Here is a 25,103-nt window from a genome sequence, read left to right as displayed (position 1 = left end):
CGATGTTGCGTAAATCCCTCAGAGTGCAAATTCTCACCCTGCTCGGCGGCAGCCTGGCGGCGATCTTGCTGATCGCCCTGGTGTGCTTCCAGTTCCTGTCTTCCAGCGTGCGCGGCTATGCCCAGCTGGTGGACGGGCCCTTGCAGGCCTCGCAGTTGATCGATGAAGCCAACCTGCAGTTCAAGATCCAGGTGCAGGAGTGGAAGAACGTGCTGCTGCGCGGCCGCCAGCCGGCCGAGCTGGACAAGTACTGGCAGCAGTTCCAGGCCCGCGAGCAGCAGGTTCAGACCCTGCTCGGCCAGCTGATCGAAAGCAGCGACTCGGCGCTCAAACCGCGCCTGGAACAGCTCAAGGCCAGCCACCGGCAGTTGGGTGTGGCTTACGAGCAGGGCCGCCAGGCCTTCCTCGCCGCTGGCGGTGACCCGGTGGCCGGCGATGTGGCGGTCAAGGGCGTGGATCGCGCCACCAGCGACCAGATGAGCGCGCTGGTCGAGCAGTTGCGCAGTGACGCCCGTGGCCGTGCGGCCGAAATCAATGCCGACGCCGAGCGCACCGTATGGCTCGGCGTGCTGGTGATGTTGGCGTCGGCCGTGCTGGTCGGGCTGCTGAGCCTGTGGCTGATCAACCGCAGCCTGGTCGAGCCGATTCGCCAGTTGATCGACTATGTCGCCCAGCTCAGCCAGGGCCGCTTCGGTGCGCGGGTCGACAGCCGTCGCGAGGACGAGCTGGGGCGACTGGCGCGTGCCGCCAACACCCTGCGCGACTTCCTTGCCGACACCGTCGGCCGCCTCAAGGACAATGCCGAAGAGCTGGAGAGCGCCAGCGGCCAGCTGCGCAACATCGCCGGCGACATGGCCAGCGGCACCCATGACCAGTTCCAGCGCACCGACCAGGTCGCCACCGCCATGCACGAGATGTCCGCCACCGCCCAGGAAGTCGCGCGCCATGCCGCCGAGGCGGCCCGCGCGGCGGACGACGCCGACCACAGCGCCCAGGCCGGTGAGCAGGTGATGCAGCAGACCATCGATATCATCGGCCTGGTCAACCGCGAGATCGCCGGCACGGCTGCGGTGATTCGCCATCTGGAGAACGACAGCACGCGCATCGGCAAGGTGCTCGAGGTGATCCGCGGCATTGCCGAGCAGACCAACCTGTTGGCGCTCAACGCGGCCATCGAGGCGGCGCGTGCCGGCGAGGCCGGGCGTGGCTTTGCGGTAGTGGCGGACGAGGTGCGCAGCCTGGCCCAGCGCACGGCGGCGTCGATCGCCGAAATCCACCAGATCATCGAAGCGGTGCAGTCGGGCGCGGTTGAGGCGGTCAAGGCCATCGAGAGTGGCCAGCAGCGCAGTGAAGAGGGCGCCGAACAGGTGCAGCAGGCCGGGCAGATGCTGCAGCGCATCACCCTGGCGGTGGAGGCGATCCGCGACATGAACCGGCAGATCGCCACGGCGGCCGAGGAGCAGACCAGCGTTGCCGAAGATATCTCGCGCAACCTGATCGAGATCACCCGTATCGCCACGGCCAACCAACAGGCGGTGCAGCATACCGAGCAGGCCGGGCAACGATTGCACGGGTTGTCGGGGCAGTTGGGCGAGGTCACCTCGCGCCTGACCGCCTGAGGGTGCCATCGCGGGGGAAATCCGCCATCCGGGCGCGATCTTCCCCCTGTCCGTGGCGGTTTGTCGCCATGCGGCCTGATGCCGCCCCCCATGAAATCTGGCTTACAACCGGTTGGCACGCTCTTCGCTATCGAGGCCGCGCTTACATCACAACCGGATAGATCCAATGAAGAAAATCCTGCTGACGCTCCTGTGCCTGGGCGTCATCGGTTGCTCCAAGCCTGCGGAGCCACAAAAGACCGTCGATGTGCTGCTGATCGGCGGCGGCATCATGAGTGCGAGCCTGGGGACCTACCTCACCGAGCTTGAGCCGGGCTGGAAGGTCGACGTCTACGAGCGCATGGAGCAGGTCGCCGAAGAAAGCTCCAACGCCTGGAACAACGCCGGTACCGGTCACTCTGCCTTTTGCGAGCTGAACTACACCAGCGAAGGCAAGGACGGCAGCATCGACATCAGCAAGGCGGTCAACGTCAACGAGCAGTTCGAGGTGTCCAAGCAGTTCTGGGCCTACCAGGTCGAACAGGGCGTGCTGAGCAACCCGCCTTCGTTCATCACCAATGTGCCGCACATGAGCTTCGTCTGGGGTGAGGAGAACATCGCTTTCCTGCACAAGCGCGTGGCGGCGCTGCAGCACAGCTCGCTGTTCCGCGGCATGCAGATCTCCGAAGACCGCGAGCAGATCCGCCAGTGGGCGCCGCTGGTGATGGAAGGGCGTGACCCGGGGCAGAAAGTCGCGGCCACGCGTATGGCCATCGGTACCGATGTGAACTTCGGCGAGATCACCCGCCAGCTGTTCGCATCGATGACCCGCAACCCCAATGTCCAACTGCACCTGGGCCATGAGGTGCGCGATATCGTGCGCAATGAAGACGGCAGCTGGAACGTGGTGGTGGCCGACCTGGCCAACGGCGGCGCGCAGACCAGCGTCAAGGCCAAGTTCGTGTTCATCGGCGCCGGGGGCGGTGCACTCAAGCTGCTGCAGAAATCCGGCATCCCGGAAGCCGACGGCTATGCCGGTTTCCCGGTGGGTGGCCAGTTCCTGATGACCGACAACCCTGACACGGTCGCCCGGCACCAGGCCAAGCTGTACGGCAAGGCGTCGGTCGGTGCGCCACCGATGTCGGTGCCGCACCTCGACACCCGGATGATCGATGGCAAGCAGGTGCTGCTGTTCGGTCCGTTCGCGACCTTCTCCACCAAGTACCTGAAGCACGGCTCGCTGCTGGACATGTTCGCCTCGCTGACTAGCCACAACGTCAGCCCCATGCTGCATGCCGGTATCGACAACATCGACCTGAGCACCTACCTGATGGGCCAGCTGATGTTGAGCTTCGATGACCGCATGGCGGCCCTGCGCGAGTATTTCCCCAACGCCAGGAACGAGGACTGGAAGCTGCTGCAGGCCGGCCAGCGGGTGCAGGTGATCAAGAAGGACCCTGTGCACGGCGGTATCCTGCAGTTCGGCACCGAGGTGGTGGCCGCCGAGGACGGCAGCATCGCCGCGCTGCTGGGCGCGTCGCCCGGCGCCTCGACCGCCGCGCCGATCATGCTGACGGTGCTGGAGAAGACCTTCAAGGACCGCATCAAGAGCCCTGAATGGCAGGCCAAGCTGAAAGCGATCGTGCCGACCTACGGCCAGAAGCTGAACAACGACCTGGCGCTGACCAACAAGACCCGCGAATGGAGCAGTGCACGGCTGCAACTGCTGCATGTGCCGGTGATGCCGGATACGGCGGTGTCGGCTAGGTAATCGCCAATCGCGGGGCAAGCCCGCTCCCACGGTGGGAGCGGGCTTGCCCCGCGATGCGATTCGGGCACAAAAAAGCCCGCACTTGGCGGGCTTTTCGGGGATTTGGTCGGAGAGACAGGATTCGAACCTGCGGCCTTCTCGTCCCGAACGAGACGCGCTACCTGGCTGCGCTACACTCCGATGGCCAAAATGCTACTGCATCGTTTTTTTCAACGCAACCCCTTGTTGCAAAAAGGAGTTGCGTCGAAATGCAGGGGCTGGATCAGAGCTCTTTGACCGTGCGGATCTGGTCTTTGTTGATGCGCGTGCGCTTGCCGTCGAGCTGTTCGAATTCGTAGAAGCCGGAGTCTTCGTCATAGCTCGGGGTATCCACCGCCTGGATCTCGCGGCCATCGTTCAGGGTAATGACGGCTGGCGAGGCGCAGCCGGCGAGGGCGCCCAGGCCCAGGGCAAGCAGGAAAGCGGGAAGGGTCCGTTGGATCATCGTGTTTCTCCTGGTTCGAGTGTGCTTGATGACGTTATGACGCAGGGCGCCTACGCAAGTTCCTTGTCCAGTGCAGCATAGCGCTCAGGCCAGGGCATTGACCGGGAGCAACGGCGGGGCAGCGCTCGGCCGGCCTGTGATATAACAGCGCACATCCCAGTTTCCCTGCGACGGACCCCCATGAAAGCCAAGGCAGATACCCCCTTCGTGCCGTTGAACATCGCTGTACTGACGGTCAGCGACACCCGTACCTTCGATACCGACACCTCCGGCCAGCTGTTCGTCGATCGCCTCACGGCGGCCGGGCATCAGCTCGCCGCCCGGGTGCTGCTCAAGGATGACCTGTACAAGATCCGCGCCCAGGTCGCGACCTGGATCGCCGATGAGCAGGTGCAGGTGGTGTTGATCACCGGCGGTACCGGTTTCACCGGCCGTGACAGCACCCCTGAAGCCGTGGCCTGCCTGCTGGACAAGCAGGTCGAGGGTTTCGGCGAGCTGTTCCGGCAGATCTCGGTGGCCGATATCGGCACCTCGACCGTGCAGTCCCGGGCCTTGGCGGGCCTGGCCAATGGCACCCTGGTGTGCTGCCTGCCGGGTTCGACCAATGCCGTGCGCACCGGCTGGGATGGCATCCTCGCCGAGCAGCTCGACGCCCGCCATCGCCCCTGCAACTTCGTCCCTCACCTGAAACAGGCAGCGGCCTGTGACAGCCGTGGTTGAGGCTGCGCCCGTCCGGCCGTTGATGCCGGTGGAAGAAGCCCTCGAACGCCTGCTGGCGCTGGCCGAGGCCGCGCCGATCGGTGACACCGAAGAAGTGGCGCTGGCCGAGGCCGAAGGCCGCGTGCTGGCGCGTGAGCTGGTAGCCCAGCTCGACCTGCCGCCCTGGCCCAACAGTGCCATGGATGGCTATGCGCTGCGCCTGGCCGATTGGCAGGGTGAGGCGCTGCCAGTGAGCCAGCGCATTTTCGCTGGCCACGCACCGCAGCCCCTGCAGCCAGGCACCTGTGCGCGGATCTTCACCGGTGCGCCATTGCCTGAAGGGGCCGATTGCGTCGAGATGCAGGAAAACGCCGAAGTGCTGGAGGATGGCCGGGTGCGCTTCCTCGAACCGCTGGCCATCGACCAGAACGTGCGCCCCAAAGGCCAGGAGACCCGTGTCGGCGAGCCGGTGATGAGCGCCGGCACACGTCTGGGGCCGATCCAGTTGGGCCTGGCGGCGACCCTGGGTTTTGCTCGCCTCGACGTGGTGCGCCGGCCCAGGGTGGCGGTGCTGTCCACCGGCGACGAACTGGTCGAGCCCGGCTTGCCGCTGGGCCCGGGGCAGATCTACAACAGCAATCGGCGCTTGCTGGTCAGCTGGTTGCAGCGCCTGGGTTGTGAAGTGGTGGATGCCGGCATTCTGGCTGACGACCTTGAGCGCACCCGCCAATGCCTGGCCGGGCTGGGCAATGTCGACCTGATCCTGTCCACCGGCGGCGTGTCGGTGGGTGAGGCCGACTACCTTGGCCTGGCCCTGCGCGAAGCCGGTGAGCTGGTGTTGTGGAAGCTGGCGATCAAGCCGGGCAAGCCCCTGACCTTCGGTCACTACCAGGGCGTACCGGTGATCGGCCTGCCGGGCAATCCCGCTTCGACCCTGGTCACGTTCGGCCTGCTGGCCCGTCCGTACCTGCTGCGCCGTCAGGGCGTGGCCGATGTCGCACCGCTGCGTTTCAGCGTGCCAGCGGGTTTCGACTGGCCCAAGCCGGGCAATCGTCGGGAATACCTGAGGGCGCGCATCGAAGACGGCCAGGTACGCATCTACAAGAACCAGAGCTCCGGGGTGCTGCGCAGCGCTGCCTGGGCCGAAGGGGTGGTGGAGGTGCGTGAGGGCAGCACGCCGCGCCAAGGCGAGCTGGTGCCGTTCATTCCCTTCAGTGAGCTACTCGGCTAGCACTTCACCGCTGGGCGATGCGCCCGCAGGGGCCAGCTGGGTCAGGCGAATGTGCACGCTTTCCAGCTGTTGCGCCGCGACACTCCAGTCGTGGCGCTGGCGGGCGAACTGGCGGCCGGCTTCACCCAGTTGGGCCATGCGCCAGGGTTGGTTGAGCAGTTGGGTGATCAACAAGGCCAACTGGCCGCTGTCGTCGCTGCCCAGATAGTGCTCGCCATTGTTGGCCGCCAGCCCCGAAACGCCCTTGCCGGTGCTGATCACCGGCAGGCCCGCGGCCATCGCTTCGAGGATTTTCACCTTTGAGCCGCCGGCATAGCGCAGCGGTGCGAAGAACAGCGCCGAGCGCCGTTGCACTTCGCGCAGGTCGGGGCGGTAGCCGACCCACTCGATGCGCGGGTCGTTCCAATGCAGTTTCCAGCTGGCCGGCAGCGCATGCCCGGCAATGGCCAGGCGTACGGCCGGATTGCTCATCCACACCTGTGGCAGGATTTCTTCCAGGGCCCACTCGATGGCCTCGAGGTTCGCCCCGTACTCGAAGTTGCCGACGAATAGCAGGCGCTGACTGTGGGGGCACGGCCGGACAGCTTCGAAGTAGTCGCAATCGACACCATTGACCACCACGTTGACCGCTCGCCCGCTGATCTGCTCGATCAGTTCGGCATCGTGGTTACTGACCGCCACCACTTCGCTGGGTTGACGCAGCACGCGCTGCTCCCAGCGGCGATAGCGCCAGCGGTCGAAGGCATTGAAGGGGCGCAGCCACAGCGGCAGGCGGTCGTGGCAGGCGCCGCCCATCACCGATTCAAGGAAATGTTCGCTGAGCATGAAGGGCAGGCCACGGGCCTGCAGGGCCTTTTCGAAGGGCTGGAAACCGTAGCTGTGCTCGACCTGGATGACATCCCAGGGTTCGTCCAGCAACTGCTCGAAGCGATGCCGCAGGCACGGTGCCAGGCCATTGACGATCGCTCGCATGGGGTAGTCGATGATCGGTGAGGCCAGCAGGTTCAGTGGGCTGTGCAGCGGGCGCCGGGGCAGCACGATCAGGCGTTCGAGCAAGGGCTCCAGGGCCTCGCGCGCGGCATCGCCCAGCGGCACCTTGGACTGCACCAGCAAGGTGATCCGGTGACCACGCTGCGCCAGTTGGCGCAGCAGGTGATATTGCCGGGTCTTGCTGCCGCTGGTGGTTGGCCAGGGCAGGTAGGGCAGGGTCCAGAGTATGCGCATGAGCCGGATTCCTCGTTGCGTGGCCGGTTATCGGCCCTGGAAGCCAAGACGCGCCCGCTGGCAGTCAACCGATGGCGACTGCCGGGGCGCGTCCATAGATATCAGTAAAGCGTACGATGCCGTCCTCGCCCAGGTGCTCGCCGCTCTGCACTTCGAACATCACCAGGTTGAAGACGCCGGGTTTGGGCATGGCTTCACGGGAAGCCGACCACAATCGTGTGCCAGCACCGCCAGCGACGATAAAAGGGGTCAGAACGCACATAGTCATAGCCTCTACTCAGGGCGCTGTGTGGCAGCGCAGCGAACGGAAATCACGACCTGTCAGGCATCTGGCGGCAAAAAGTCAATAAAATGACTTTCGTTGTTTGTGTTGTCATTGATGGCCAAATATTTGTCGAATCATGCGCCCGTATGCTTGGGCTTTCAATGTCAATTGTGTGAAGTCAGCTTTAATCGCTTAGCTCAGGGAGCAATCTCAGGTTGATGGTGGTCGAGATTGCGGTAGGGCTTTTCCATGGAGAACAACGATGAACGAGCGCAAGGCATTGCTGATCCTGCATGGCAAGCAGGCGACCAACGACGAGGTGCGCGAGGCCGTGGGCCAGCTGCGTGAGCGCGGCTGGCAGCTGGATGTGCGCCTCACCTGGGAGGCCGGCGACGCCCGGCGTGTGGTCGAGGAGGCGCAGGCCGCAGGCTATCCGCTGGTGGTGGCAGGGGGTGGTGATGGCACCTTGCGTGACGTGGCCGAGGCTGTGGCGCAGGGAGCCGCCGACACTCGGCCAAACCTGGCGTTGCTACCCCTTGGCACGGCCAATGACTTCGCCAGGGCCGCCGGGGTGCCGTTGGAGCCGGCGGCGGCGCTTGCGCTGCTGGACGCGCCGGCGCTGTCGATTGATTTGGGGCGGGTGGGCGACCAGTTGTTCCTCAACATGGCGACCGGCGGCTTTGGCAGCCAGGTCACCGCCAATACCTCGGAGGACCTCAAGAAAGTGCTGGGGGCGGCGGCCTACCTGTTCACCGGCCTGTCGCGCTTCAGTGAGTTGCAGGCCGCCTCGGTCAGCTTGCACGGGCCGGGTTTCGAGTGGCAGGGCGAGCTGCTGGCGCTGGGCATCGGCAACGGGCGCCAGGCCGGTGGCGGGCATGTGCTCTGCCCGGACGCCAAGGCTGACGATGGCCTGCTGGACATCGGTATCCTGCCGGCGCCGCAGGAAATGGTGGGGGCTTTGCGTGGTCTGCTGGCGGGGGAGGAACTGTTCGTGCGGGCGCGGCTGCCATGGGTGGAGATCAAGTGTGCACAAGGCCTGGACATCAATCTCGACGGCGAGCCGCTGCAGGCCGACAGCCTGCGTTTCGAGGCCGTGCCCCGGGCACTGCGCCTGCATCTGCCGGCGGATTCGCCGTTGCTCAGTCGTCCAGGCTGATGATCTTTTCGCGCACGGCGAACAGCACCAGGCCTGCCACGTCGTAGATCTGCAGACGTTTCATGATTTGCGAACGGTGGGTTTCCACGGTCTTGATCGACAACCCCAGGCCATTGGCGATCTCGCGGGTAGATTTGCCGCGCACGATCAGGCGCAGGATCTCCAGCTGGCGAGCGGTCAGGTTGTGGCGCTCTTCGCTGGGTGGCTTGCCGCTCTGAGCGCGCAGCAGCGCCTGGTTGATCACGGTATGGGCGATGGCCGGGCTCAGATAACGCTCGTTGTTGCGCAGTGCGGCGAGGGCCTGTTCCAGCTCGGTGGCGCTGGTGTCCTTGAGCAGGTAGCCATGGGCGCCGCTTTCAAGGGCGCGCATGATCAGGTCGGGGTCGGTGTGCATGGACAGCATCAGTACCTTGCAATCGCAACCGTTTGCGCGTAGCTGCGCAAGCGCGTCCAGACCGCTGGTCGAGCGCATGGATATGTCCAGCAGGACAATGTCCGGCGCCAGTCGCTGGACCTGCTCCAGCAACTGGCCGCCATCCTCGACTTCGCCGACCACCAGGTAGTCGGGCAGGTCCGATACCAGGGCGCGCACACCGGCGCGAATCAGCGAATGGTCGTCTACCAGCAGCAATCTACACGTCATGATGGGGGGAGGTCCTGGCTCGTTCCTGGCTGCGTGGCGGCCACGGGAACAGGGCGTCGATCTGGCAGCCTTGGCCTGGCTGGCTGTTGACGGTCAGGCTGCCTTGCAGGGCGGTGGCCCGCTCCTGCATGCCAGCCATGCCGCGTTGGCCAGCCTCGGCCGGGTATTGGGCGGGCACGAAGCCGCAGCCATCGTCCTGAATCGACAGGGCAAGGCCTGGCGGTGTGCGTTGCAGGCGAATCAGCAGGTTGCGGGCGTTGGCATGGCGCAGCACGTTGGTGACCGCTTCCTGGGTGATGCGGAATGCCGCCATGGAGACCTCCTCGCTGATGCCGCCCAGGCGCTGGTGGCAGTCCAGGCTCCAGTGCAGGTCGCTGCTGTGCAAGGTGCTCTGCAGGTGCGCGCGCAGGCTGGCCTCAAGCCCCAGGCTAGCCAGTTGCCGCGGGTTGAGGAGGGCGGACAGGTCGCGAACGTTGCTCAAGGTATGGTCCAGGGTACTGCGCAGGGTCGTGCACTGGGCCTGCAACTGCTCGGGGATCCGGCGTTGCAGCCAGTCGAGCTGCAGCTTGGCAGCGGTCAACAACTGGCCGATATCGTCGTGCAGTTCTCGGCTCAGGTGCTGGCGCTCGCTCTCCTGCACTTTGAGCATGCGGTCGGCAAGCTCCGCCGGGCGCAAGCTGATCGAATGCGCGCCGTGGCGCAATTGCCAGGCAACGCCGAGCATCGCCAGTACCTGTACTAGCAGCAGGCTGCCGGGCAATGGTTGCGCTTGCCAGTAGAAAAGCAGGTTGGCTGCCAGTGAGGCCAGGCACAACAGCGCGGTTGCCCAACGCAGCAGGGCGATGCTAGAGCGGCAGCGCTGGAAAAACGTCAAGCCTGGGAACATAGGGAGGGATGCCAATAAATTATTGCTGTTGGAGGCGTTACACAGGTTTGGCCAGAGGTTTGGCGTCCCGTTTTCAAGTAAGCATCGGGCTCGAATGCAAATGCCCGGTATCGACGGAGCACGCGTTCGAATGCACGCATGTTAACACTTCGGTTTGCTTTGGTCGCGGGGGTGCAACTGCTTGAAAGCTCAGAATTCACTGGCTATTGCGAAGTATCCGTGCAATCCGCAGGCTGGCACAGTGCCGCAGCCGCTGTGCGAGGGCGAGGGGGTAAGTGCAACTAAGGTAAACCCTGACGTGCAGATTCTGGGCAACTTGTGCAACTTTGCAAGTTGGACGATGGTCTCGCTTAGTTGCAACGCAAGAGCAGCCTGTTAGTTGTCGGTCGTGGCGGTTTTAACATTACAGGCCGGCATGCGCCGACGTGCAGTTGGCGTCGCTGCCCAGGCCGGGCACGCACGGTTGCCCAAGTGCACTGGCCAGTTCGTTCAGCAGCAGATGTTGTTCTTCGCTGTCTAGGCCCAGGCGGCCGGTGAGCGGGTCGACCAGCTCCAATTGCCACGCCAGCAGGGTCAGGCACGCTGCCAGTGCCGGCAATGACTTGCCCTGCAGGTGTCGCTGCCGGCAGGCAGGGGCGAGCAGCTGTTGCAGGGTGCGGGTGTAGTGCGCCACTTCAAGCAGGCCAAGGGTGTCGGCGCGCAGTGCCAGCAGGTCAAGGCTTTCGTCAAGGCAGTGGCAGGCGTCGGGGTCGTTGCCGATCAATTCGAGGTGCTGCAGGCATTCCTGTGCCTTGCTCAGCAGGGTTTGCGCATCCAGCAGGAAGCCCTGCAGGACGCTGCTGGGCAGCGGTGCGTTATCCATCAGGTCACTCCAGCGTGCAGGGCTAGAGCAGGGGTGGGCCATACCTGGACGATCGCGAGCAAAAGCCTGACTCCATTCATGCATTGAGAATGGCGTCACATTAATGGCTAAAGGATATTGCGAACATCAGGTTGCACCCGATTGCGGGTAGGGGTTTCCCTGATGAAGATATGGGCGAATGCTTCGTTGCGGGGTTGTCTTGCAGTGGGGCGTGGCGGCAGTAAAGCATGATGGTAAAGTGATATCAATCGTTGTTCGCAGCTTTTTCCGCTTGGGGTCAAGCTACGCGGCAACCCGCCGATACAGGGCGAATGCAATCACTTTTCCCGACACAAGCCAGGGGGTTGTTCAAATGGCCGGCATTCTCGACACGGTAGACCAACGTACGCAACTGGTGGGTGAGAACCGCCTGGAAATTCTCATGTTCCGTCTGGCTGGCCGGCAACTGTTCGCCATCAACGTGTTCAAGGTGCAGGAAGTGCTGCAACTGCCCAAGTTGACGCTGATGCCGCAGCGCCATTCATTCGTCTGTGGCGTGGTCAACCTGCGTGGGCAGACGCTGCCGGTGATTGACCTGTCCCAGGCCATCGGCATGCGGCCACTGCAGCCGGGGCCGGGCAGCACCATCATCGTCACCGAGTACAACCGTTCGGTGCAGGCCTTCCTGGTGGGCGGGGTCGACCGCATCGTCAACATGAACTGGGAGGCGATCATGCCGCCGCCGACCAGCGCTGGCCGCCAGCACTACCTGACGGCGATCACCAAGGTCGAAGAGCAGTTGGTGGAAATCATCGACGTGGAAAAGGTGCTGGCCGAGATCGTGCCCTATAGCGCCAAAGTGTCCCGCGACAAACTCGAAGACCCGGTGCTGGCTCGTGCCCGTGGTCGTGAAGTGCTGCTGGTGGATGACTCCACCGTGGCCCTGGCGCAGTTGCGCGATACCTTGTCCCAGTTGGGCGTGAAGCTGCACGTGGCCAGTGATGGCCTTAAGGCGCTGCGCCTGCTCAAGGGTTGGGCCGATGCCGGGGAGGATGTCTGCGAGAAGCTGCTGATGATCTTCACCGATGCGGAAATGCCCGAGATGGACGGCTACCGACTGACCACCGAGATTCGCAACGATCCACGCCTGAGGAGCTTGTACGTGGTGCTGCACACCTCGCTGTCGGGCAGCTTCAACGAGTCGATGGTGAAGAAGGTCGGTTGCGACAACTTCCTCTCCAAGTTCCAGCCTGACCGCCTGGTGGATGTGGTGCGTCAGCGCCTGAGCCTGGATACCGCTTCGGCCTGATACCTGCTGCACCTGTGTCCGGTATAAGCTTGGGCTTTTACTGGCACAGGGTGAGGCAGGGATGATTCTGAGTGCGTTGTATCGCTATCCGGTGAAGTCGACGCAGGCGCAGAGCCTGCAGCGCTCGCCGGTCGATTACCTGGGCCTGGACGGTGATCGGCGCTGGCTGGTGGTGGAGGCCGAGAACGGTCGTTTCCTCACGCAGCGGGCGTGGCCCGCGCTCGGGCAGATCACTGCCGACTACGGCGCGAATGGCCAATTGCTGCTCACCGCGCCCGGACGGGCTGCATTGGATGTGCCAGTGCCACCTGCAGACGATGAGTTGCGTGGTGTCACCATCTGGCGTGACACCCTGCGCGTGCCCGATGCGGGGGATGCGGCAGCGGCGTGGCTCAGCGAGCTGTTGGGCAAGCCGGTGCGGCTGGTGCATTGCCCTGATCAGCGGGCGAGGTACCTGCCCAGCGGTTATGGCCTGAACAGCGACCGCGCCGCGTTCCCTGATGGTTTTCCGTTGTTACTGATCGGCCAGGCTTCCCTGGACGAGCTGAGCGCACGCGTCGGGCGCCCCATGGAGATGCTGCGTTTTCGCCCGAACCTGGTGGTCGAGGGCGCCGAGGCATTTGCCGAAGACCGCTGGAAGCGCATCCGTATTGGCGACATGACCTTTCGAGTGCTCAAGCCCAGCGTGCGTTGCATCCTCACCACACTCGACCCCGCCACGGGCGAGCGCAGCCCTGACCGTGAACCGCTGACCACGCTCAAGACGTTCCGTGAGAAAGAAGGGGATGTGCTGTTCGGCCAGAACATGGCGGTGGATGGCGCGGGGGAGCTGAAGGTGGGGATGAGCGTCGAGGTTCTCGAATAGTTTCATCGCGGGGCAAGCCCGCTCCCACGCCACAAGATACATGTGGTGGCGGGGGAGCGGGCTTGCCCCGCGACAGAGCTCCGATCACATATCGTCGAAATACCGCTCATGCCAATCCACCAGCGGTTGCGGCGAATTGAGCTTTTGCCCGTAGATCACCGAATACGACAGTACGTTCTGTACGTACTGGCGTGTCTCGTCGAACGGAATCGACTCGACCCACACGTCGAAGCTCAGGTGCTTGGCACCCTTGAGCCATTGCCGTACGCGGCCGGGGCCGGCGTTGTAGGCGGCCGAGGCCAGCACGCGGTTGCCGTTGAACTGGCTGTGGACCTGGCTCAGGTAGGCGGCGCCGAGCTGGATGTTCTTGTCCGGGTTGAGCACCTGGGCCGGGGAGGCCAGCGGGATGCTGAACTTGCGCGCGGTCTCCTTGGCGGTGGCGGGCATCAGTTGCATCAGGCCGCTGGCGCCAACGCTGGAGCGGGCGTCTTCCATGAATGCGCTTTCCTGGCGGGTGATGGCGAACACCCAGCTCGAGTGCAGGCCGCGCACCTTGGCTTCGCGCACCAGGGTGTCGCGGTGGGCCATGGGGAAGCGGATGTCCAGGTCGTCCCAGTACTGAGCCTGGCTGATGGTGCGAATGGCCGGGAAGTACCAGCGCATGTCATAGGCGAGGCGCGCCTGGGCGACCATTTCGTCACGGCTGAAGTGGCGGCTGACGTGGTACCACTCGCGCCGGCCTTCGACGATCTGGCCGCGGGCATGGAACTCCAGGGCACGGCGCACGCCGGGGGTATTGCGTACCTTGTTGATCACCTGCTGGCTGAGCAGCAATGGCTTGTTGTTCAACTGGTAGGCGGTCTGTGCCCGGTCGGCGGCGAGGAAGCCATAGAAGTCACGCTCGCGGGCCACGGTCTTGTACAGCAGCGGGATCTGCGGGTTGTTGGGTTGCGCCAGTTCCAGGCTGCGGGCTTGCCAGTACTTCCAGCGGTTGCTGCTGGCCAGGTCCTGCGGCAGGCGTTTGCTCAGCTCATAGGCATCTTCCCAGCGGCCCAGGCGCAGCAGCAGACGCATGCGCCACTCGCTGACGGTGTTGTCGCGCAGTTCGGGGTCGTAACGGGTCATGAGGTCCAGCGCGCGCGGGTCATAGCGACGTGCAAGCGTGAGGCCGATTTCGCGGGCGATGGCGACCTTTTCGTCGCGGGAGAAGTGCATGCGCTGGGCGTAGTCATCGAGCAGCGCCATGGCTTGCTCGGGATCCTGGCGTGCCAGGCGGCGCAGGCCGAGGCTGACCACGTCGGACATGGCTTCGTTGACCGGGGTGAAGCGCGAAGGCTGGTTGAGCAGTTCGGGCTTCTGCGCCACATCGATCAGCAGCTTGCCCTGGGGCGCCAGGGTGGTGAGGGTTTTCACCAGGTTGTTGGCCAGCCCGTAGTTGCGTGCCTGAGCCGCCAGTTTGGCGCGCTGCCAGCGTTTGGCCTCGGTCAGTTGCCCTTCGGCCGCCCACATGGCGAACAGCGTGTCGCAGGCCTCCGGTTGCGATTTGCCGACGTTCCATAGCTTGTCTGCCGTAGCGAAGCCCTGGGCGCGCTGGCCGTGGCTCAACTGGTACTGGCCGTTGAGGCAGTCCAGCTCGGTGAAGTTGAGTTTGGGGTCGTAGTATTTGACGAAGGTGTTCCATTCGCCGCGTTCGGCCAGCCAGCGCAACCAGCGCAGTTTCATCCAGTTGGCCTGGGGCAGGTCGCCGTGGGCGGCGAGGAAGCCTTCGATTTCCTCGTTGCTGGCACTTTTGAGCCGGGCGGTGAGCTCGTCATAGGTGAGGTAGGGCGTCAGCGGGTAGTCGCGCAGGGCTTGCGCGTAGCGCAGGTAGGGGCCCTTGTCGCCTTTGGCCAGGGCGCGCTTGGCTTCGTCGTAGTACTGGCGCTGCTGGGTGAGGTCGGCGGCCTGTGCGGCACTCGCAGCGGTTGCGGTGAGCAATAGGCAGGAAGCAATTTGTAACAGGCGGCTGCGCATGATACGTCCGGGCAGTTGAACCATAGAGAGTGACGGCGGAGCCAGCACTGTTGGGTATTACTGCCTAGCTTAGCCGTTTGCCGTGGGCCGGTGAAAGCACTGTGCTTGTATCGAGTTGTTATCCGACGCGATGCTGCTGGCAACGCGGTTTTAATGCCGTGCGCAGGCAAGTCGGGTAGAATGCGCGCCCGGTTTTTGGAGATGATCATGACCCTGCTCAAATTCAGCGATGTGTCCCTCGCATTCGGCGCCATGCCGTTGCTGGACAAGGTTTCCTGGCAGATCGCCCGTGGTGAGCGGGTGTGCATCATCGGCCGCAACGGTACAGGCAAGTCAAGCATGCTGCGCCTGATCAAGGGCGAGCAGAAAGCCGACGATGGTGATATCTGGCGTGCCCCGGGCCTCAAGATCGGTGAACTGCCGCAGGAACTGCCGGTGGCCGACGAGCGCACGGTGTTCGACGTGGTGGCCGCTGGCCTGGATGGCGTGGGTGAGCTGCTGGCCGAGTACCACCACCTGAGCCTGAACATCCACACTGCCGAAGACCTGGACAAGCTGATGCACGTTCAGCACGAGCTGGAAGCGCGTGATGGCTGGCGTCTGCAGCAGGTGGTCGAAAGCACCCTCAGCCGCCTGCAACTGCCGGCCGACAAGACCCTGGCCGAGCTGTCCGGTGGCTGGCGCCGCCGTGTGCTGCTGGCCCAGGCGCTGGTGTCCGAACCGGACCTGCTGCTGCTCGACGAGCCCACCAACCACCTGGACATCGGCGCCATCGCCTGGCTGGAAGAGGCCTTGAACAGCTTCAACGGTGCGGTGCTGTTCATCACCCACGACCGTTCATTCCTGCAGAACCTGGCGACGCGCATCCTGGAGCTGGATCGTGGCGGCCTGATCGACTGGAACGGCGACTACGCCAGCTTCCTGGTGCACAAGGAGGCCGAACTGGCTGCCGAGGCGACCGCCAATGCGCTGTTCGACAAGCGCCTGGCCCAGGAAGAGGTGTGGATCCGCCAGGGCATCAAGGCCCGGCGTACCCGTAACGAAGGCCGCGTGCGCGCGCTCAAGGCGCTGCGTGTGGAGCGTGGCGAGCGCCGCGAGCGCCAGGGCAAGGCGAACATCCAGATCGAAGTGGCGGACAAGTCCGGCAAGCAAGTGATGTTGCTCGAAGACGTCAGCTTCGCGCATCAGGGCGGGCCGAAGCTGGTCAAGGACTTCTCCATGGTGCTGCAGCGCCAGGACCGTATCGGCCTGCTCGGCGCCAACGGCACGGGCAAGACCACGTTGCTCAAGCTGATGTTGGGTGATCTGCAGCCGACAGCGGGCAAGGTCGAGATCGGCACCAAGCTGGAAGTGGCCTACTTCGACCAGATGCGTCACCAGCTCGATCTGGAGAAGACCGTTATCGATAACCTGGCCGAAGGCCGCGACTTCATCGAAATCGATGGCCAGAGCCGTCATGTGCTGAGCTACCTCGGCGATTTCCTGTTCAGCCCCCAGCGTGCCCGTACCCCGGTCAAGGCCTTGTCCGGTGGTGAGCGTGCCCGCCTGCTGCTGGCCAAGCTGTTCAGCAAGCCAGCCAACCTGCTGGTGCTGGACGAACCGACCAACGACCTGGACGTGGAAACCCTCGAGCTGCTCGAAGAAGTGCTGTCGAACTACAAAGGCACGGTACTGATGGTCAGCCACGACCGGGCTTTCCTCGATAACGTGGTCACCAGCACCCTGGTGTTCGAAGGTGAAGGGCGCGTGCGCGAGTACGTGGGCGGCTACGAAGACTGGATTCGCCAGGGTGGTTCGCCGAAGCTGCTGGGCGTGACCGAAAGCAAGGGCGGCAAGTCCGAACTCAACAGTGCAGTGGTCGAGAAAGTGGCGGAGCCGGTTGCCCCCGCTCCGGTTGCTGCGGCCCCCGACGCGTCGAAGAAAAAACTCAGCTACAAGCTGCAGCGTGAGCTGGAGATGCTGCCAGGGCAAATCGACGAGGTGGAGCAGCGCATGGCCCAGGCGCAGGAAGAAGTGAACGCTGCGGGCTTCTATCAGCGGCCGATTGCCGAGACTTCGGCGGTGCTGGCCAAGATCGAGAAGCTGCAGGGTGAGCTGGATGCGCTGGTAGAGCGCTGGGCTGAGCTGGAAGGCTGACATCATCGCGGGGCAAGTCGGATCGCCGCTCCGACTTGCCCCGCGATCAAGGCATCACTCGGTTTTTTTCAGCAGGCGTACTGCCAATACGTCGCACGGCGCGCCATGCAGCACATCGTTGGCGGTGCTGCCCAGCAGCAGTGCCAGGCCATGCCGGCCATGGCTGCCGACCACGATCAGGTCGCACTTCTGGTCTTTCGCCAATTGGTGAATTTCCTGGCGCGGCTGGCCATAAACCAGGTGTGAATCGCCGCGGTTGATGTCCGGGTACTTGTTGAACAGGCGGTCCATGCGTTCCTTGGCCTGATCGAACTGTTGCTGCTGCAACTGCGAGAGGTCCATCGGCACGTCACCGCCAAAGGCCATGGCCATGGGCTCGACGATGTGCACCAGGGAGACCTTCGCGCCGCTGGCCAGGGCGATCGCTTTGGCGCGCTTGATCACCGGGTCGCATTCTTCGGTCAGGTCGACGGCGACCAGAAGATGTTCGTAGGACATGAGCTGTACTCCTGACAATCGCGATAGAAGAAGTATGGTCGCTTTCGCGCGGGTCGTCCGTGAAGCATGAGTAACCCGCTCATTTGCAACGCTTTATAAGGTCTACAGATATGACGGTATGGCTGGTGGTGTCAATCCTTGCACTGATTCTCAGCCCGCTCGCCTGGTTGCGCCCCTCGCGCAAGCAGAGCCGGCAGATGAATCTGCGCCTGGAGGGGCGGCGCATGGGCCTGGCCATGCACCTGGCGCCGCAGGACTGGCCGCACTGGTTGGAAAAACAGCCGCCCAGCCCTTGCCCGCAGTACCACCGGGCACGGCGCAAGGGGCGTGATGACAGCTGGTGCTACTGGCAGGTCAGCCCGGGTGTGTGGTGGGACCGCTACCGCGAACCCTGCGAGGATCCGCGGTTGCTCGAGGCCTTTGGGCGCTTGCCCGAGAGCGTCTACAAGGCCGAGGCCGACACCAGGATGATCGCCCTGTTCTGGGGAGAGCGTGGCGATGAATCTGTTTTGCAGGATATTGCCGCAACGCTTGAAACCCTCGCCTGACTTCCATTGCACAACGACAAAGCGGCGCGCAGGAACCGAAAGGCTCCAGCGCGCCGCTTTGCGTTCTGCTGCGCAGAAAAGGCCAGGCAGGCCGGGAACACGTTGAACACCTGGCAGTGTAGCCAGTGTTGGCGAGCGTGTTTAACAAAATGCGGCCGTCAGCGCTTGCCCATGGTCTATCGCTGACATGAATGGTCGGCGATCACTGTCATCATGCTTCATGCCTGCAGCGTACAAAATGACTGGAAAGTCGCGTTTTCAAGGTGCTTGAGAGCATTTGACAACGCCGATCTTTTCGGAGAATGTGTGCACACCCAAATCAAACGGGCGTATGAATTGAGCGTTTGTATGTCAGATCGCTCTTACAGAACCCGATTAGCGCGCCGACGGGTGTGCCTGCGGCAAGACACCGGCAGACCGGCTCTTGCGCCAGCGATCGGCGTGTACAGTTCAGCTTCCATATCGTGGAGATCAGTTGATGATTTACGAAGGTAAAGCCATCACGGTTAAGGCTCTTGAAAGCGGCATCGTCGAACTGAAGTTCGACCTCAAGGGTGAGTCCGTCAACAAGTTCAACCGCCTCACTCTGAACGAGCTGCGCGAGGCCGTCGACGCCATCAAGGCCGACGCTTCGGTCAAGGGCGTGATCGTCAGCAGTGGCAAGGACGTGTTCATCGTCGGCGCCGACATCACCGAGTTTGTCGATAACTTCAAGCTGCCCGAGGCCGAGCTGGTTGCCGGCAACCTGGAAGCCAACCGTATCTTCAACGCCTTCGAAGACCTCGAAGTGCCGACGGTCGCCGCCATCAACGGCATCGCCCTGGGCGGTGGCCTGGAGATGTGCCTGGCCGCCGATTACCGGATCATGTCCAGCACTGCCAAGATCGGCCTGCCGGAAGTCAAGCTGGGCATCTACCCAGGCTTTGGCGGTACCGTGCGCCTGCCGCGCCTGGTTGGCTCGGACAACGCCATCGAGTGGATCGCCTCGGGCAAGGAAAACCGTGCCGAAGACGCCCTGAAAGTCGGCGCCGTCGATGCCGTGGTTACCCCTGAGCTGCTGCAGGCGGGTGCCCTGGACCTGATCAAGCGCGCCATCAGTGGCGAGCTGGACTACAAGGCCAAGCGCCAGCCCAAGCTCGAGAAGCTCAAGCTCAACGCCATCGAACAGATGATGGCCTTCGAGACTGCCAAGGGCTTCGTAGCAGGCCAGGCCGGCCCGAACTACCCGGCGCCGGTCGAAGCCATCAAGAGCATCCAGAAGGCCGCCAACTTCGGCCGTGACAAGGCGCTGGAAGTCGAGGCTGCTGGCTTCGCCAAGCTGGCCAAGACCTCGGTTGCCGAGAGCCTGATCGGCCTGTTCCTGAACGACCAGGAGCTCAAGCGCAAGGCCAAGGCCCATGACGAGATCGCCCACGACGTGAAGCAGGCCGCCGTGCTCGGCGCCGGCATCATGGGCGGCGGCATCGCCTATCAGTCGGCCGTCAAGGGCACGCCGATCCTGATGAAGGACATCCGCGAGGAAGCCATCCAGCTGGGCCTGAACGAGGCGTCCAAGCTGCTCGGCAAGCGCGTCGAGAAAGGCCGCCTGACCCCTGCGAAGATGGCCGAAGCGCTCAACGCCATTCGCCCGACCCTGTCGTATGGCGATTTCGCCAACGTCGATATCGTGGTCGAGGCCGTGGTCGAGAACCCGAAGGTCAAGCAAGCGGTCCTGGCCGAGGTGGAAGGGCAGGTGAAAGAGGACGCCATTCTGGCCTCCAACACCTCGACCATCTCGATCAACCTGCTGGCCAAGGCACTCAAACGTCCCGAGAACTTCGTCGGCATGCACTTCTTCAACCCGGTGCACATGATGCCGCTGGTCGAAGTCATCCGTGGCGAGAAGTCCAGTGAAGTGGCCGTTGCCACCACCGTGGCCTACGCCAAGAAAATGGGCAAGAACCCGATCGTGGTCAACGACTGCCCGGGCTTCCTGGTCAACCGCGTGCTGTTCCCGTACTTCGGCGGCTTCGCCAAGCTGGTCAGCGCCGGTGTCGACTTCGTGCGCATCGACAAGGTCATGGAAAAGTTCGGCTGGCCGATGGGCCCGGCCTACCTGATGGATGTGGTCGGTATCGACACCGGCCACCATGGCCGTGACGTGATGGCTGATGGCTTCCCGGACCGCATGAAGGACGATCGTCGTTCTGCCGTCGACGCGCTGTACGAGGCCAACCGCCTGGGCCAGAAGAACGGCAAGGGCTTCTACGCCTACGAGACCGACAAGCGCGGCAAGCCGAAGAAAGTCTTCGATGCCGACGTGCTCGACGTACTCAAGCCGATCGTCTTCGAACAGCGTGAGGTTAGCGACGAAGACATCATCAACTGGATGATGGTCCCGCTGTGCCTGGAGACCGTGCGCTGCCTGGAAGACGGCATCGTCGAAACCGCCGCCGAAGCCGACATGGGCCTGGTCTACGGCATCGGTTTCCCTCCATTCCGCGGTGGCGCGCTGCGCTACATCGATTCGATCGGGGTCGCCGAGTTCGTCGCGCTGGCCGACAAGTACGCCGACCTGGGGCCGCTGTACCACCCCACTGCGAAGCTGCGCGAAATGGCCAAGAGCGGCCAGCGCTTCTTCAACTGAGCGCCCAACGAGCTAGAGCGAGAATACTGATATGAGCCTGAATCCAAGAGACGTGGTGATTGTTGACTTCGGTCGCACGCCGATGGGCCGCTCCAAGGGTGGCATGCACCGCAACACCCGTGCCGAAGACATGTCCGCGCACCTGATCAGCAAGCTGCTGGAGCGCAACGACAAGGTCGATCCGAAAGAAGTCGAGGACGTGATCTGGGGCTGCGTCAACCAGACCCTGGAGCAGGGCTGGAACATCGCGCGCATGGCGTCGCTGATGACCCAGATCCCGCACACTTCTGCCGCGCAAACCGTCAGCCGCCTGTGCGGCTCGTCGATGAGCGCGCTGCATACCGCCGCCCAGGCGATCATGACCGGCAACGGTGACGTGTTCGTCATCGGCGGTGTCGAGCACATGGGCCACGTGAGCATGATGCACGGCGTGGACCCGAACCCGCACATGTCCCTGCACGCCGCCAAGGCCTCCGGGATGATGGGCCTGACCGCCGAGATGCTGGGCAAGATGCACGGCATCAGCCGCGAGCAGCAGGACCTGTTCGGCCTGCGTTCGCACCAGCTCGCCCACAAGGCGACGGTGGAAGGCAAGTTCAAGGACGAGATCATCCCGATGCAGGGCTATGACGAGAACGGCTTCCTGAAGGTCTTCGACTTCGACGAGACCATTCGCCCGGAAACCACCCTCGAAGGCCTGGCATCGCTCAAGCCGGCCTTCAACCCGAAAGGGGGCACCGTTACCGCCGGTACTTCGTCGCAGATCACTGACGGCGCTTCGTGCATGATCGTCATGTCCGGCCAGCGCGCCATGGACCTGGGCATCCAGCCGCTGGCGGTGATCCGCTCGATGGCGGTGGCGGGCGTGGACCCGGCCATCATGGGTTACGGCCCGGTGCCTTCGACGCAGAAAGCCCTCAAGCGCGCCGGCCTGAGCATGGCTGACATCGACTTCATCGAGCTCAACGAAGCCTTCGCTGCACAGGCCCTGCCGGTGCTGAAAGATCTGAAAGTGCTCGACAAGATGGATGAGAAGGTTAACCTGCACGGCGGCGCCATCGCTTTGGGCCACCCGTTCGGTTGCTCGGGTGCGCGAATTTCCGGCACCCTGCTCAACGTCATGAAGCAGAATGGCGGCACGCTCGGCGTGGCGACCATGTGCGTCGGCCTGGGTCAAGGCATCACCACTGTCTTCGAACGCGTCTGATCGCGTCGCAAGGCAGCAACCGGGGCCCTGTGCCCCGGTTTTTGTTTTTTACAGGATTTGTTCAAGAGGCAGGGCGACATGCAGATACAACCCGGTGTGTACCGGCACTACAAGGGCCCCGAGTATCGTGTGTTCGGCGCTGCGCGCCACTCCGAGACCGAGGAGTGGGTGGTGTTCTACCAGGCCCTGTACGGCGAATTCGGCCTGTGGGTGAGGCCGCTTTCGATGTTCCTGGAGTCGGTCGAGGTTGACGGCGAGCAGGTGCCACGCTTTGCTTTGGTCGAGGCCGAAGAAGGGCTGTCCGGGTTGTTGGCCAAGGCCGGCGACTGAGCGTTCGCGCTTGACCTCACTGTTTTGCCACTATATATAGCGGTGCCGCGTCCGGCACCTGACGCGTTTTTCATCTTCAGATTCAGGAATACTCCGATCCATGGGCAAATCGCTGGTCATTGTGGAATCCCCGGCCAAGGCCAAGACCATCAACAAGTACCTGGGCAACCAGTACGTGGTGAAGTCGAGTATCGGCCATATCCGCGACCTCCCCACCAGCGGTTCCGCCAGTGCGAGCAAGGAGCCGGCGGCCAAGCGTGGCAAGGCCGCAGCTGAGGCGCCGGCACTGTCGCCCAAGGAAAAGGCCCGCCGCACGCTGGTGGCGCGCATGGGCGTCGACCCTGAGGCCGGCTGGAAAGCCAAGTACGAGATCCTTCCCGGCAAGGAGAAGGTGATCGAAGAGCTGCGCCGCCTGGCCAAGGATGCCGACACCATCTATCTCGCAACCGACTTGGATCGCGAGGGGGAAGCCATTGCCTGGCACCTGCGCGAAGCAATCGGTGGTGATGACACCCGCTACAAGCGTGTGGTGTTCAACGAAATTACCAAGAAAGCCATCCAGGAAGCGTTCTCGCATCCGGGCGAACTCGACATCGCTCGGGTCAATGCCCAGCAGGCGCGTCGCTTCCTCGATCGTGTGGTGGGTTACATGGTTTCGCCGTTGCTGTGGGCCAAGATCGCCCGTGGCCTGTCCGCTGGCCGTGTGCAGTCGGTGGCGGTGAAGCTGGTCGTCGAGCGTGAGCGCGAGATCCGCGCCTTCAATCCGGAAGAGTACTGGGAAGTCCACGCCGACCTGGGCACCGCCAAGAACGCCAAGGTGCGCTTCGAAGTGGCGCGCGAGAAGGGCGAAGCCTTCAAGCCGCTCAACGAAGCCCAGGCCATGGCCGCCCTGGAGAAGCTCAAGGCGTCGAGCTACAGCGTCAGCAAGCGCGAAGACCGGCCGACCAGCAGCAAGCCCTCGGCACCGTTCATCACTTCCACCCTGCAGCAAGCCGCGAGCAACCGCCTGGGCTATGGGGTGAAGAAAACCATGATGATGGCCCAGCGTCTGTATGAAGCCGGTTACATCACTTACATGCGTACCGACTCGACCAACCTGTCGGTCGATGCCGTGGAAATGGCGCGCAGCTACATCGAGAAAGAGTTCGGCAAGCAGTACCTGCCGGCCGCGCCCATCGTCTACGGCAGCAAGGAAGGGGCCCAGGAAGCGCACGAGGCGATTCGCCCGTCCGACGTCAACACCCACCCGACCAAGCTCACCGGCATGGAGCGTGATGCCGAGCGCCTGTACGAACTGATCTGGCGCCAGTTCCTGGCCTGCCAGATGCCGCCGGCGCAGTACCTGTCCACCAGCGTTACCGTGGCGGCTGGCGATTTCGAGCTGCGTGCCAAAGGCCGCATCCTCAAGTTCGACGGTTACACCCGCGTCTTGCCGCAGCAGAGCAAGCCAGGCGAAGACGACGTGCTGCCAGACATGGCGCAGGGCGAAGCGCTCAAGCTGATCCAGATCGACCCTAGCCAGCACTTCACCAAGCCACCGGCGCGCTTCACCGAAGCCAGCCTGGTCAAGGAAATGGAAAAGCGTGGTATCGGCCGACCATCGACCTATGCCGCGATCATTTCGACCATTCAGGATCGCGGTTATGTGACCTTGCACAACCGCCGCTTCTACTCCGAGAAGATGGGCGACATCGTCACTGAGCGCCTGTCGGAGAGTTTCTCCAACCTGATGGACTACGGCTTCACCGCAGGCATGGAAGAAAACCTCGACGACGTGGCCCAGGGCGAGCGTGACTGGAAGAACGTGCTGGACGAGTTCTACGGTGACTTCAGCAAGAAGCTGCAGACCGCCGAGTCCAGCGAGCATGGCATGCGTGCCAACCAGCCGACCCCAACCAATATCGAGTGCAAGGAATGCGGGCGGCCGATGATGATCCGTACCGCTTCCACCGGCGTGTTCCTGGGTTGCTCGGGCTATAGCCTGCCACCCAAAGAGCGTTGCAAGGCCACGGTGAACCTGGTGCCGGGCGACGAGATCGCTGCCGACGACGAAGGTGAGTCCGAGTCGCTGGTATTGCGTGGCAAGCATCGCTGCCCTATCTGCTCGACCGCGATGGACGCCTACCTGCTCGACGAGAAGCGCAAGCTGCACATCTGTGGCAACAACCCGGATTGCGTCGGCTACGAGATCGAAGAGGGCAGCTACCGCATCAAGGGTTACGAAGGGCCGAGCCTGGAATGCGACAAGTGCGGCAGCGAGATGCAGCTCAAGACCGGCCGTTTCGGCAAGTTCTTCGGTTGCACCAACGCAACGTGCAAGAACACCCGCAAGCTGCTCAAAAGCGGCGAGGCGGCGCCGCCGAAGATGGACAAGGTGGACATGCCCGAGCTCAAGTGCGAGAAGGTCGACGACACCTACGTGCTGCGTGACGGTGCCTCGGGTCTGTTCCTGGCCGCCAGCCAGTTCCCCAAGAACCGCGAAACCCGTGCGCCGCTGGTGCTGGAAATCGTGCCGCACAAGCACGAGATCGATCCGAAATACCACTTCCTCTGCGAAGCGCCGCAAAAAGACCCCGAAGGCCGCCCGGCAGTGATCCGTTACAGCCGCAAGACCAAGGAGCAGTACGTTCAGTCTGAAGTCGACGGTAAGCCGACTGGCTGGAAGGCGTTCTACGACGGCAAGGCATGGAAGGTCGAAGACAAGCGCTGATCTGAGCGCAGCCTAATCGCGGGGCAAGCCCGCTCCCACTGCTTGGTGGGGGCGGGCTTGCCC

21 protein-coding genes, 1 tRNA gene and 1 pseudogene are annotated in these 25,103 nt (G+C 63.4%); 14 read left to right on the top strand and 9 right to left on the bottom strand.

Features of this window, described 5'->3' with window-relative positions:
• Positions 1 to 2 precede the first annotated feature (2 nt).
• The 3 genes and pseudogenes from F6X61_RS27460 to mqo form a co-directional block, all read left to right on the top strand.
• Positions 3 to 686: pseudogene (locus tag F6X61_RS27460) on the top strand (methyl-accepting chemotaxis protein); the annotation flags it as partial.
• Between the two features lie 165 nt (positions 687 to 851).
• The gene (locus F6X61_RS27455) at positions 852 to 1,619 is read left to right on the top strand and encodes a methyl-accepting chemotaxis protein (RefSeq protein ID WP_371923647.1); all 768 of its coding nucleotides are present in this window, start codon (positions 852 to 854) and stop codon (positions 1,617 to 1,619) included.
• Between the two features lie 166 nt (positions 1,620 to 1,785).
• Entirely contained in the window at positions 1,786 to 3,369 is a 1,584-nt protein-coding gene (mqo, locus tag F6X61_RS02025; RefSeq protein ID WP_153785146.1) for a malate dehydrogenase (quinone), read from the top strand.
• Between the two features lie 103 nt (positions 3,370 to 3,472).
• Here the strand turns inward: mqo and F6X61_RS02020 are convergent.
• Both F6X61_RS02020 and F6X61_RS02015 read right to left on the bottom strand, forming a co-directional pair.
• Positions 3,473 to 3,549, bottom strand: a tRNA-Pro gene (locus tag F6X61_RS02020).
• A gap of 82 nt (positions 3,550 to 3,631) precedes the next feature.
• Complete coding sequence (locus F6X61_RS02015; protein ID WP_110993561.1) at positions 3,632 to 3,853, bottom strand: YgdI/YgdR family lipoprotein; 222 nt, start codon at positions 3,851 to 3,853, stop codon at positions 3,632 to 3,634.
• 180 nt (positions 3,854 to 4,033) lie between these two features.
• Between F6X61_RS02015 and moaB the strand changes: the two genes are divergently transcribed.
• The gene (moaB, locus tag F6X61_RS02010) at positions 4,034 to 4,573 is read left to right on the top strand and encodes a molybdenum cofactor biosynthesis protein B (protein ID WP_153785145.1); all 540 of its coding nucleotides are present in this window, start codon (positions 4,034 to 4,036) and stop codon (positions 4,571 to 4,573) included.
• 22 nt (positions 4,574 to 4,595) lie between these two features.
• A complete protein-coding gene (glp, locus tag F6X61_RS02005; protein ID WP_178125740.1) occupies positions 4,596 to 5,783 on the top strand; it encodes a gephyrin-like molybdotransferase Glp in 1,188 nt (395 codons plus the stop codon).
• Here the strand turns inward: glp and F6X61_RS02000 are convergent.
• Together F6X61_RS02000 and F6X61_RS27450 are read right to left on the bottom strand one after the other, a co-directional pair.
• Positions 5,772 to 7,007 (bottom strand): glycosyltransferase family 4 protein, encoded by a 1,236-nt coding sequence (locus F6X61_RS02000; protein ID WP_153785143.1) that lies wholly within the window; start codon positions 7,005 to 7,007, stop codon positions 5,772 to 5,774. The two genes, glp and F6X61_RS02000, sit on opposite strands and share 12 nt — an antisense overlap.
• A gap of 64 nt (positions 7,008 to 7,071) precedes the next feature.
• A complete protein-coding gene (locus F6X61_RS27450; protein WP_371923646.1) occupies positions 7,072 to 7,269 on the bottom strand; it encodes a hypothetical protein in 198 nt (65 codons plus the stop codon).
• A 265-nt stretch (positions 7,270 to 7,534) separates the two neighbouring features.
• Between F6X61_RS27450 and yegS the strand changes: the two genes are divergently transcribed.
• Positions 7,535 to 8,428, top strand: a complete 894-nt coding sequence (yegS, locus tag F6X61_RS01990) for a lipid kinase YegS (protein ID WP_153785142.1) — start codon at positions 7,535 to 7,537, stop codon at positions 8,426 to 8,428.
• Here the strand turns inward: yegS and F6X61_RS01985 are convergent.
• The 3 genes from F6X61_RS01985 to F6X61_RS01975 form a co-directional block, all read right to left on the bottom strand.
• The gene (locus tag F6X61_RS01985) at positions 8,412 to 9,071 is read right to left on the bottom strand and encodes a response regulator transcription factor (protein WP_153785141.1); all 660 of its coding nucleotides are present in this window, start codon (positions 9,069 to 9,071) and stop codon (positions 8,412 to 8,414) included. The two genes, yegS and F6X61_RS01985, sit on opposite strands and share 17 nt — an antisense overlap.
• The gene (locus F6X61_RS01980; protein ID WP_153785140.1) at positions 9,061 to 9,957 is read right to left on the bottom strand and encodes a sensor histidine kinase; all 897 of its coding nucleotides are present in this window, start codon (positions 9,955 to 9,957) and stop codon (positions 9,061 to 9,063) included. The genes F6X61_RS01985 and F6X61_RS01980 overlap by 11 nt, the downstream gene beginning before the upstream one ends.
• A 403-nt stretch (positions 9,958 to 10,360) precedes the next feature.
• Positions 10,361 to 10,819: a histidine kinase gene (locus F6X61_RS01975; RefSeq protein ID WP_153785139.1), complete on the bottom strand. Its 459-nt coding sequence runs from the start codon at positions 10,817 to 10,819 to the stop codon at positions 10,361 to 10,363.
• A 352-nt stretch (positions 10,820 to 11,171) separates the two neighbouring features.
• On the opposite strand from F6X61_RS01975, the gene F6X61_RS01970 reads away from it, so the two are divergent.
• Both F6X61_RS01970 and F6X61_RS01965 read left to right on the top strand, forming a co-directional pair.
• Positions 11,172 to 12,107 carry a chemotaxis protein CheV gene (locus F6X61_RS01970; protein WP_153785138.1) on the top strand — a complete coding sequence of 312 codons (936 nt, stop codon included), beginning with the start codon at positions 11,172 to 11,174 and terminating at the stop codon, positions 12,105 to 12,107.
• Between the two features lie 61 nt (positions 12,108 to 12,168).
• Positions 12,169 to 12,972 carry an MOSC domain-containing protein gene (locus F6X61_RS01965; protein ID WP_153785137.1) on the top strand — a complete coding sequence of 268 codons (804 nt, stop codon included), beginning with the start codon at positions 12,169 to 12,171 and terminating at the stop codon, positions 12,970 to 12,972.
• Positions 12,973 to 13,056: 84 nt separating this feature from the next.
• Here F6X61_RS01965 and F6X61_RS01960 read toward each other — a convergent pair whose 3' ends face one another.
• Complete coding sequence (locus F6X61_RS01960; protein WP_153785136.1) at positions 13,057 to 14,985, bottom strand: transglycosylase SLT domain-containing protein; 1,929 nt, start codon at positions 14,983 to 14,985, stop codon at positions 13,057 to 13,059.
• Between the two features lie 207 nt (positions 14,986 to 15,192).
• On the opposite strand from F6X61_RS01960, the gene F6X61_RS01955 reads away from it, so the two are divergent.
• Complete coding sequence (locus F6X61_RS01955) at positions 15,193 to 17,121, top strand: ATP-binding cassette domain-containing protein (RefSeq protein WP_153785135.1); 1,929 nt, start codon at positions 15,193 to 15,195, stop codon at positions 17,119 to 17,121.
• Positions 17,122 to 17,175: 54 nt separating this feature from the next.
• Here F6X61_RS01955 and F6X61_RS01950 read toward each other — a convergent pair whose 3' ends face one another.
• Positions 17,176 to 17,619 carry a universal stress protein gene (locus F6X61_RS01950; RefSeq protein ID WP_153785134.1) on the bottom strand — a complete coding sequence of 148 codons (444 nt, stop codon included), beginning with the start codon at positions 17,617 to 17,619 and terminating at the stop codon, positions 17,176 to 17,178.
• A gap of 110 nt (positions 17,620 to 17,729) precedes the next feature.
• Between F6X61_RS01950 and F6X61_RS01945 the strand changes: the two genes are divergently transcribed.
• The 5 genes from F6X61_RS01945 to topA all read left to right on the top strand — a co-directional run bounded on the left by F6X61_RS01945 (position 17,730) and on the right by topA (position 25,040).
• Entirely contained in the window at positions 17,730 to 18,167 is a 438-nt protein-coding gene (locus F6X61_RS01945; protein WP_153785133.1) for a hypothetical protein, read from the top strand.
• 478 nt (positions 18,168 to 18,645) lie between these two features.
• Entirely contained in the window at positions 18,646 to 20,793 is a 2,148-nt protein-coding gene (fadB, locus tag F6X61_RS01940) for a fatty acid oxidation complex subunit alpha FadB (RefSeq protein ID WP_153785132.1), read from the top strand.
• A gap of 31 nt (positions 20,794 to 20,824) precedes the next feature.
• Entirely contained in the window at positions 20,825 to 22,000 is a 1,176-nt protein-coding gene (gene fadA / locus F6X61_RS01935) for an acetyl-CoA C-acyltransferase FadA (protein ID WP_110993548.1), read from the top strand.
• Between the two features lie 78 nt (positions 22,001 to 22,078).
• Positions 22,079 to 22,330, top strand: a complete 252-nt coding sequence (locus F6X61_RS01930; RefSeq protein ID WP_110993547.1) for a DUF1653 domain-containing protein — start codon at positions 22,079 to 22,081, stop codon at positions 22,328 to 22,330.
• A gap of 100 nt (positions 22,331 to 22,430) precedes the next feature.
• Complete coding sequence (topA, locus tag F6X61_RS01925) at positions 22,431 to 25,040, top strand: type I DNA topoisomerase (RefSeq protein ID WP_153785131.1); 2,610 nt, start codon at positions 22,431 to 22,433, stop codon at positions 25,038 to 25,040.
• Positions 25,041 to 25,103 lie beyond the last annotated feature (63 nt).

The sequence above is a fragment of the Pseudomonas sp. EMN2 genome (assembly GCF_009650555.1).
In the GTDB taxonomy this organism is placed as follows: domain Bacteria; phylum Pseudomonadota; class Gammaproteobacteria; order Pseudomonadales; family Pseudomonadaceae; genus Aquipseudomonas; species Aquipseudomonas sichuanensis.
Note: the sequence above shows the minus strand (reverse complement) of the source record. Positions and strands in the feature narration are given on the sequence as shown.

Coding starts and splice junctions, on each gene's coding strand:
- F6X61_RS27455 (WP_371923647.1), top strand. CDS start 852: ATGGCCAGCGGCACCCATGACCAGTTCCAGCGCACCGACCAGGTCGCC.
- mqo (WP_153785146.1), top strand. CDS start 1,786: ATGAAGAAAATCCTGCTGACGCTCCTGTGCCTGGGCGTCATCGGTTGC.
- F6X61_RS02015 (WP_110993561.1), bottom strand. CDS start 3,853: ATGATCCAACGGACCCTTCCCGCTTTCCTGCTTGCCCTGGGCCTGGGC.
- moaB (WP_153785145.1), top strand. CDS start 4,034: ATGAAAGCCAAGGCAGATACCCCCTTCGTGCCGTTGAACATCGCTGTA.
- glp (WP_178125740.1), top strand. CDS start 4,596: ATGCCGGTGGAAGAAGCCCTCGAACGCCTGCTGGCGCTGGCCGAGGCC.
- F6X61_RS02000 (WP_153785143.1), bottom strand. CDS start 7,007: ATGCGCATACTCTGGACCCTGCCCTACCTGCCCTGGCCAACCACCAGC.
- F6X61_RS27450 (WP_371923646.1), bottom strand. CDS start 7,269: ATGTGCGTTCTGACCCCTTTTATCGTCGCTGGCGGTGCTGGCACACGA.
- yegS (WP_153785142.1), top strand. CDS start 7,535: ATGAACGAGCGCAAGGCATTGCTGATCCTGCATGGCAAGCAGGCGACC.
- F6X61_RS01985 (WP_153785141.1), bottom strand. CDS start 9,071: ATGACGTGTAGATTGCTGCTGGTAGACGACCATTCGCTGATTCGCGCC.
- F6X61_RS01980 (WP_153785140.1), bottom strand. CDS start 9,957: ATGTTCCCAGGCTTGACGTTTTTCCAGCGCTGCCGCTCTAGCATCGCC.
- F6X61_RS01975 (WP_153785139.1), bottom strand. CDS start 10,819: ATGGATAACGCACCGCTGCCCAGCAGCGTCCTGCAGGGCTTCCTGCTG.
- F6X61_RS01970 (WP_153785138.1), top strand. CDS start 11,172: ATGGCCGGCATTCTCGACACGGTAGACCAACGTACGCAACTGGTGGGT.
- F6X61_RS01965 (WP_153785137.1), top strand. CDS start 12,169: ATGATTCTGAGTGCGTTGTATCGCTATCCGGTGAAGTCGACGCAGGCG.
- F6X61_RS01960 (WP_153785136.1), bottom strand. CDS start 14,985: ATGCGCAGCCGCCTGTTACAAATTGCTTCCTGCCTATTGCTCACCGCA.
- F6X61_RS01955 (WP_153785135.1), top strand. CDS start 15,193: ATGACCCTGCTCAAATTCAGCGATGTGTCCCTCGCATTCGGCGCCATG.
- F6X61_RS01950 (WP_153785134.1), bottom strand. CDS start 17,619: ATGTCCTACGAACATCTTCTGGTCGCCGTCGACCTGACCGAAGAATGC.
- F6X61_RS01945 (WP_153785133.1), top strand. CDS start 17,730: ATGACGGTATGGCTGGTGGTGTCAATCCTTGCACTGATTCTCAGCCCG.
- fadB (WP_153785132.1), top strand. CDS start 18,646: ATGATTTACGAAGGTAAAGCCATCACGGTTAAGGCTCTTGAAAGCGGC.
- fadA (WP_110993548.1), top strand. CDS start 20,825: ATGAGCCTGAATCCAAGAGACGTGGTGATTGTTGACTTCGGTCGCACG.
- F6X61_RS01930 (WP_110993547.1), top strand. CDS start 22,079: ATGCAGATACAACCCGGTGTGTACCGGCACTACAAGGGCCCCGAGTAT.
- topA (WP_153785131.1), top strand. CDS start 22,431: ATGGGCAAATCGCTGGTCATTGTGGAATCCCCGGCCAAGGCCAAGACC.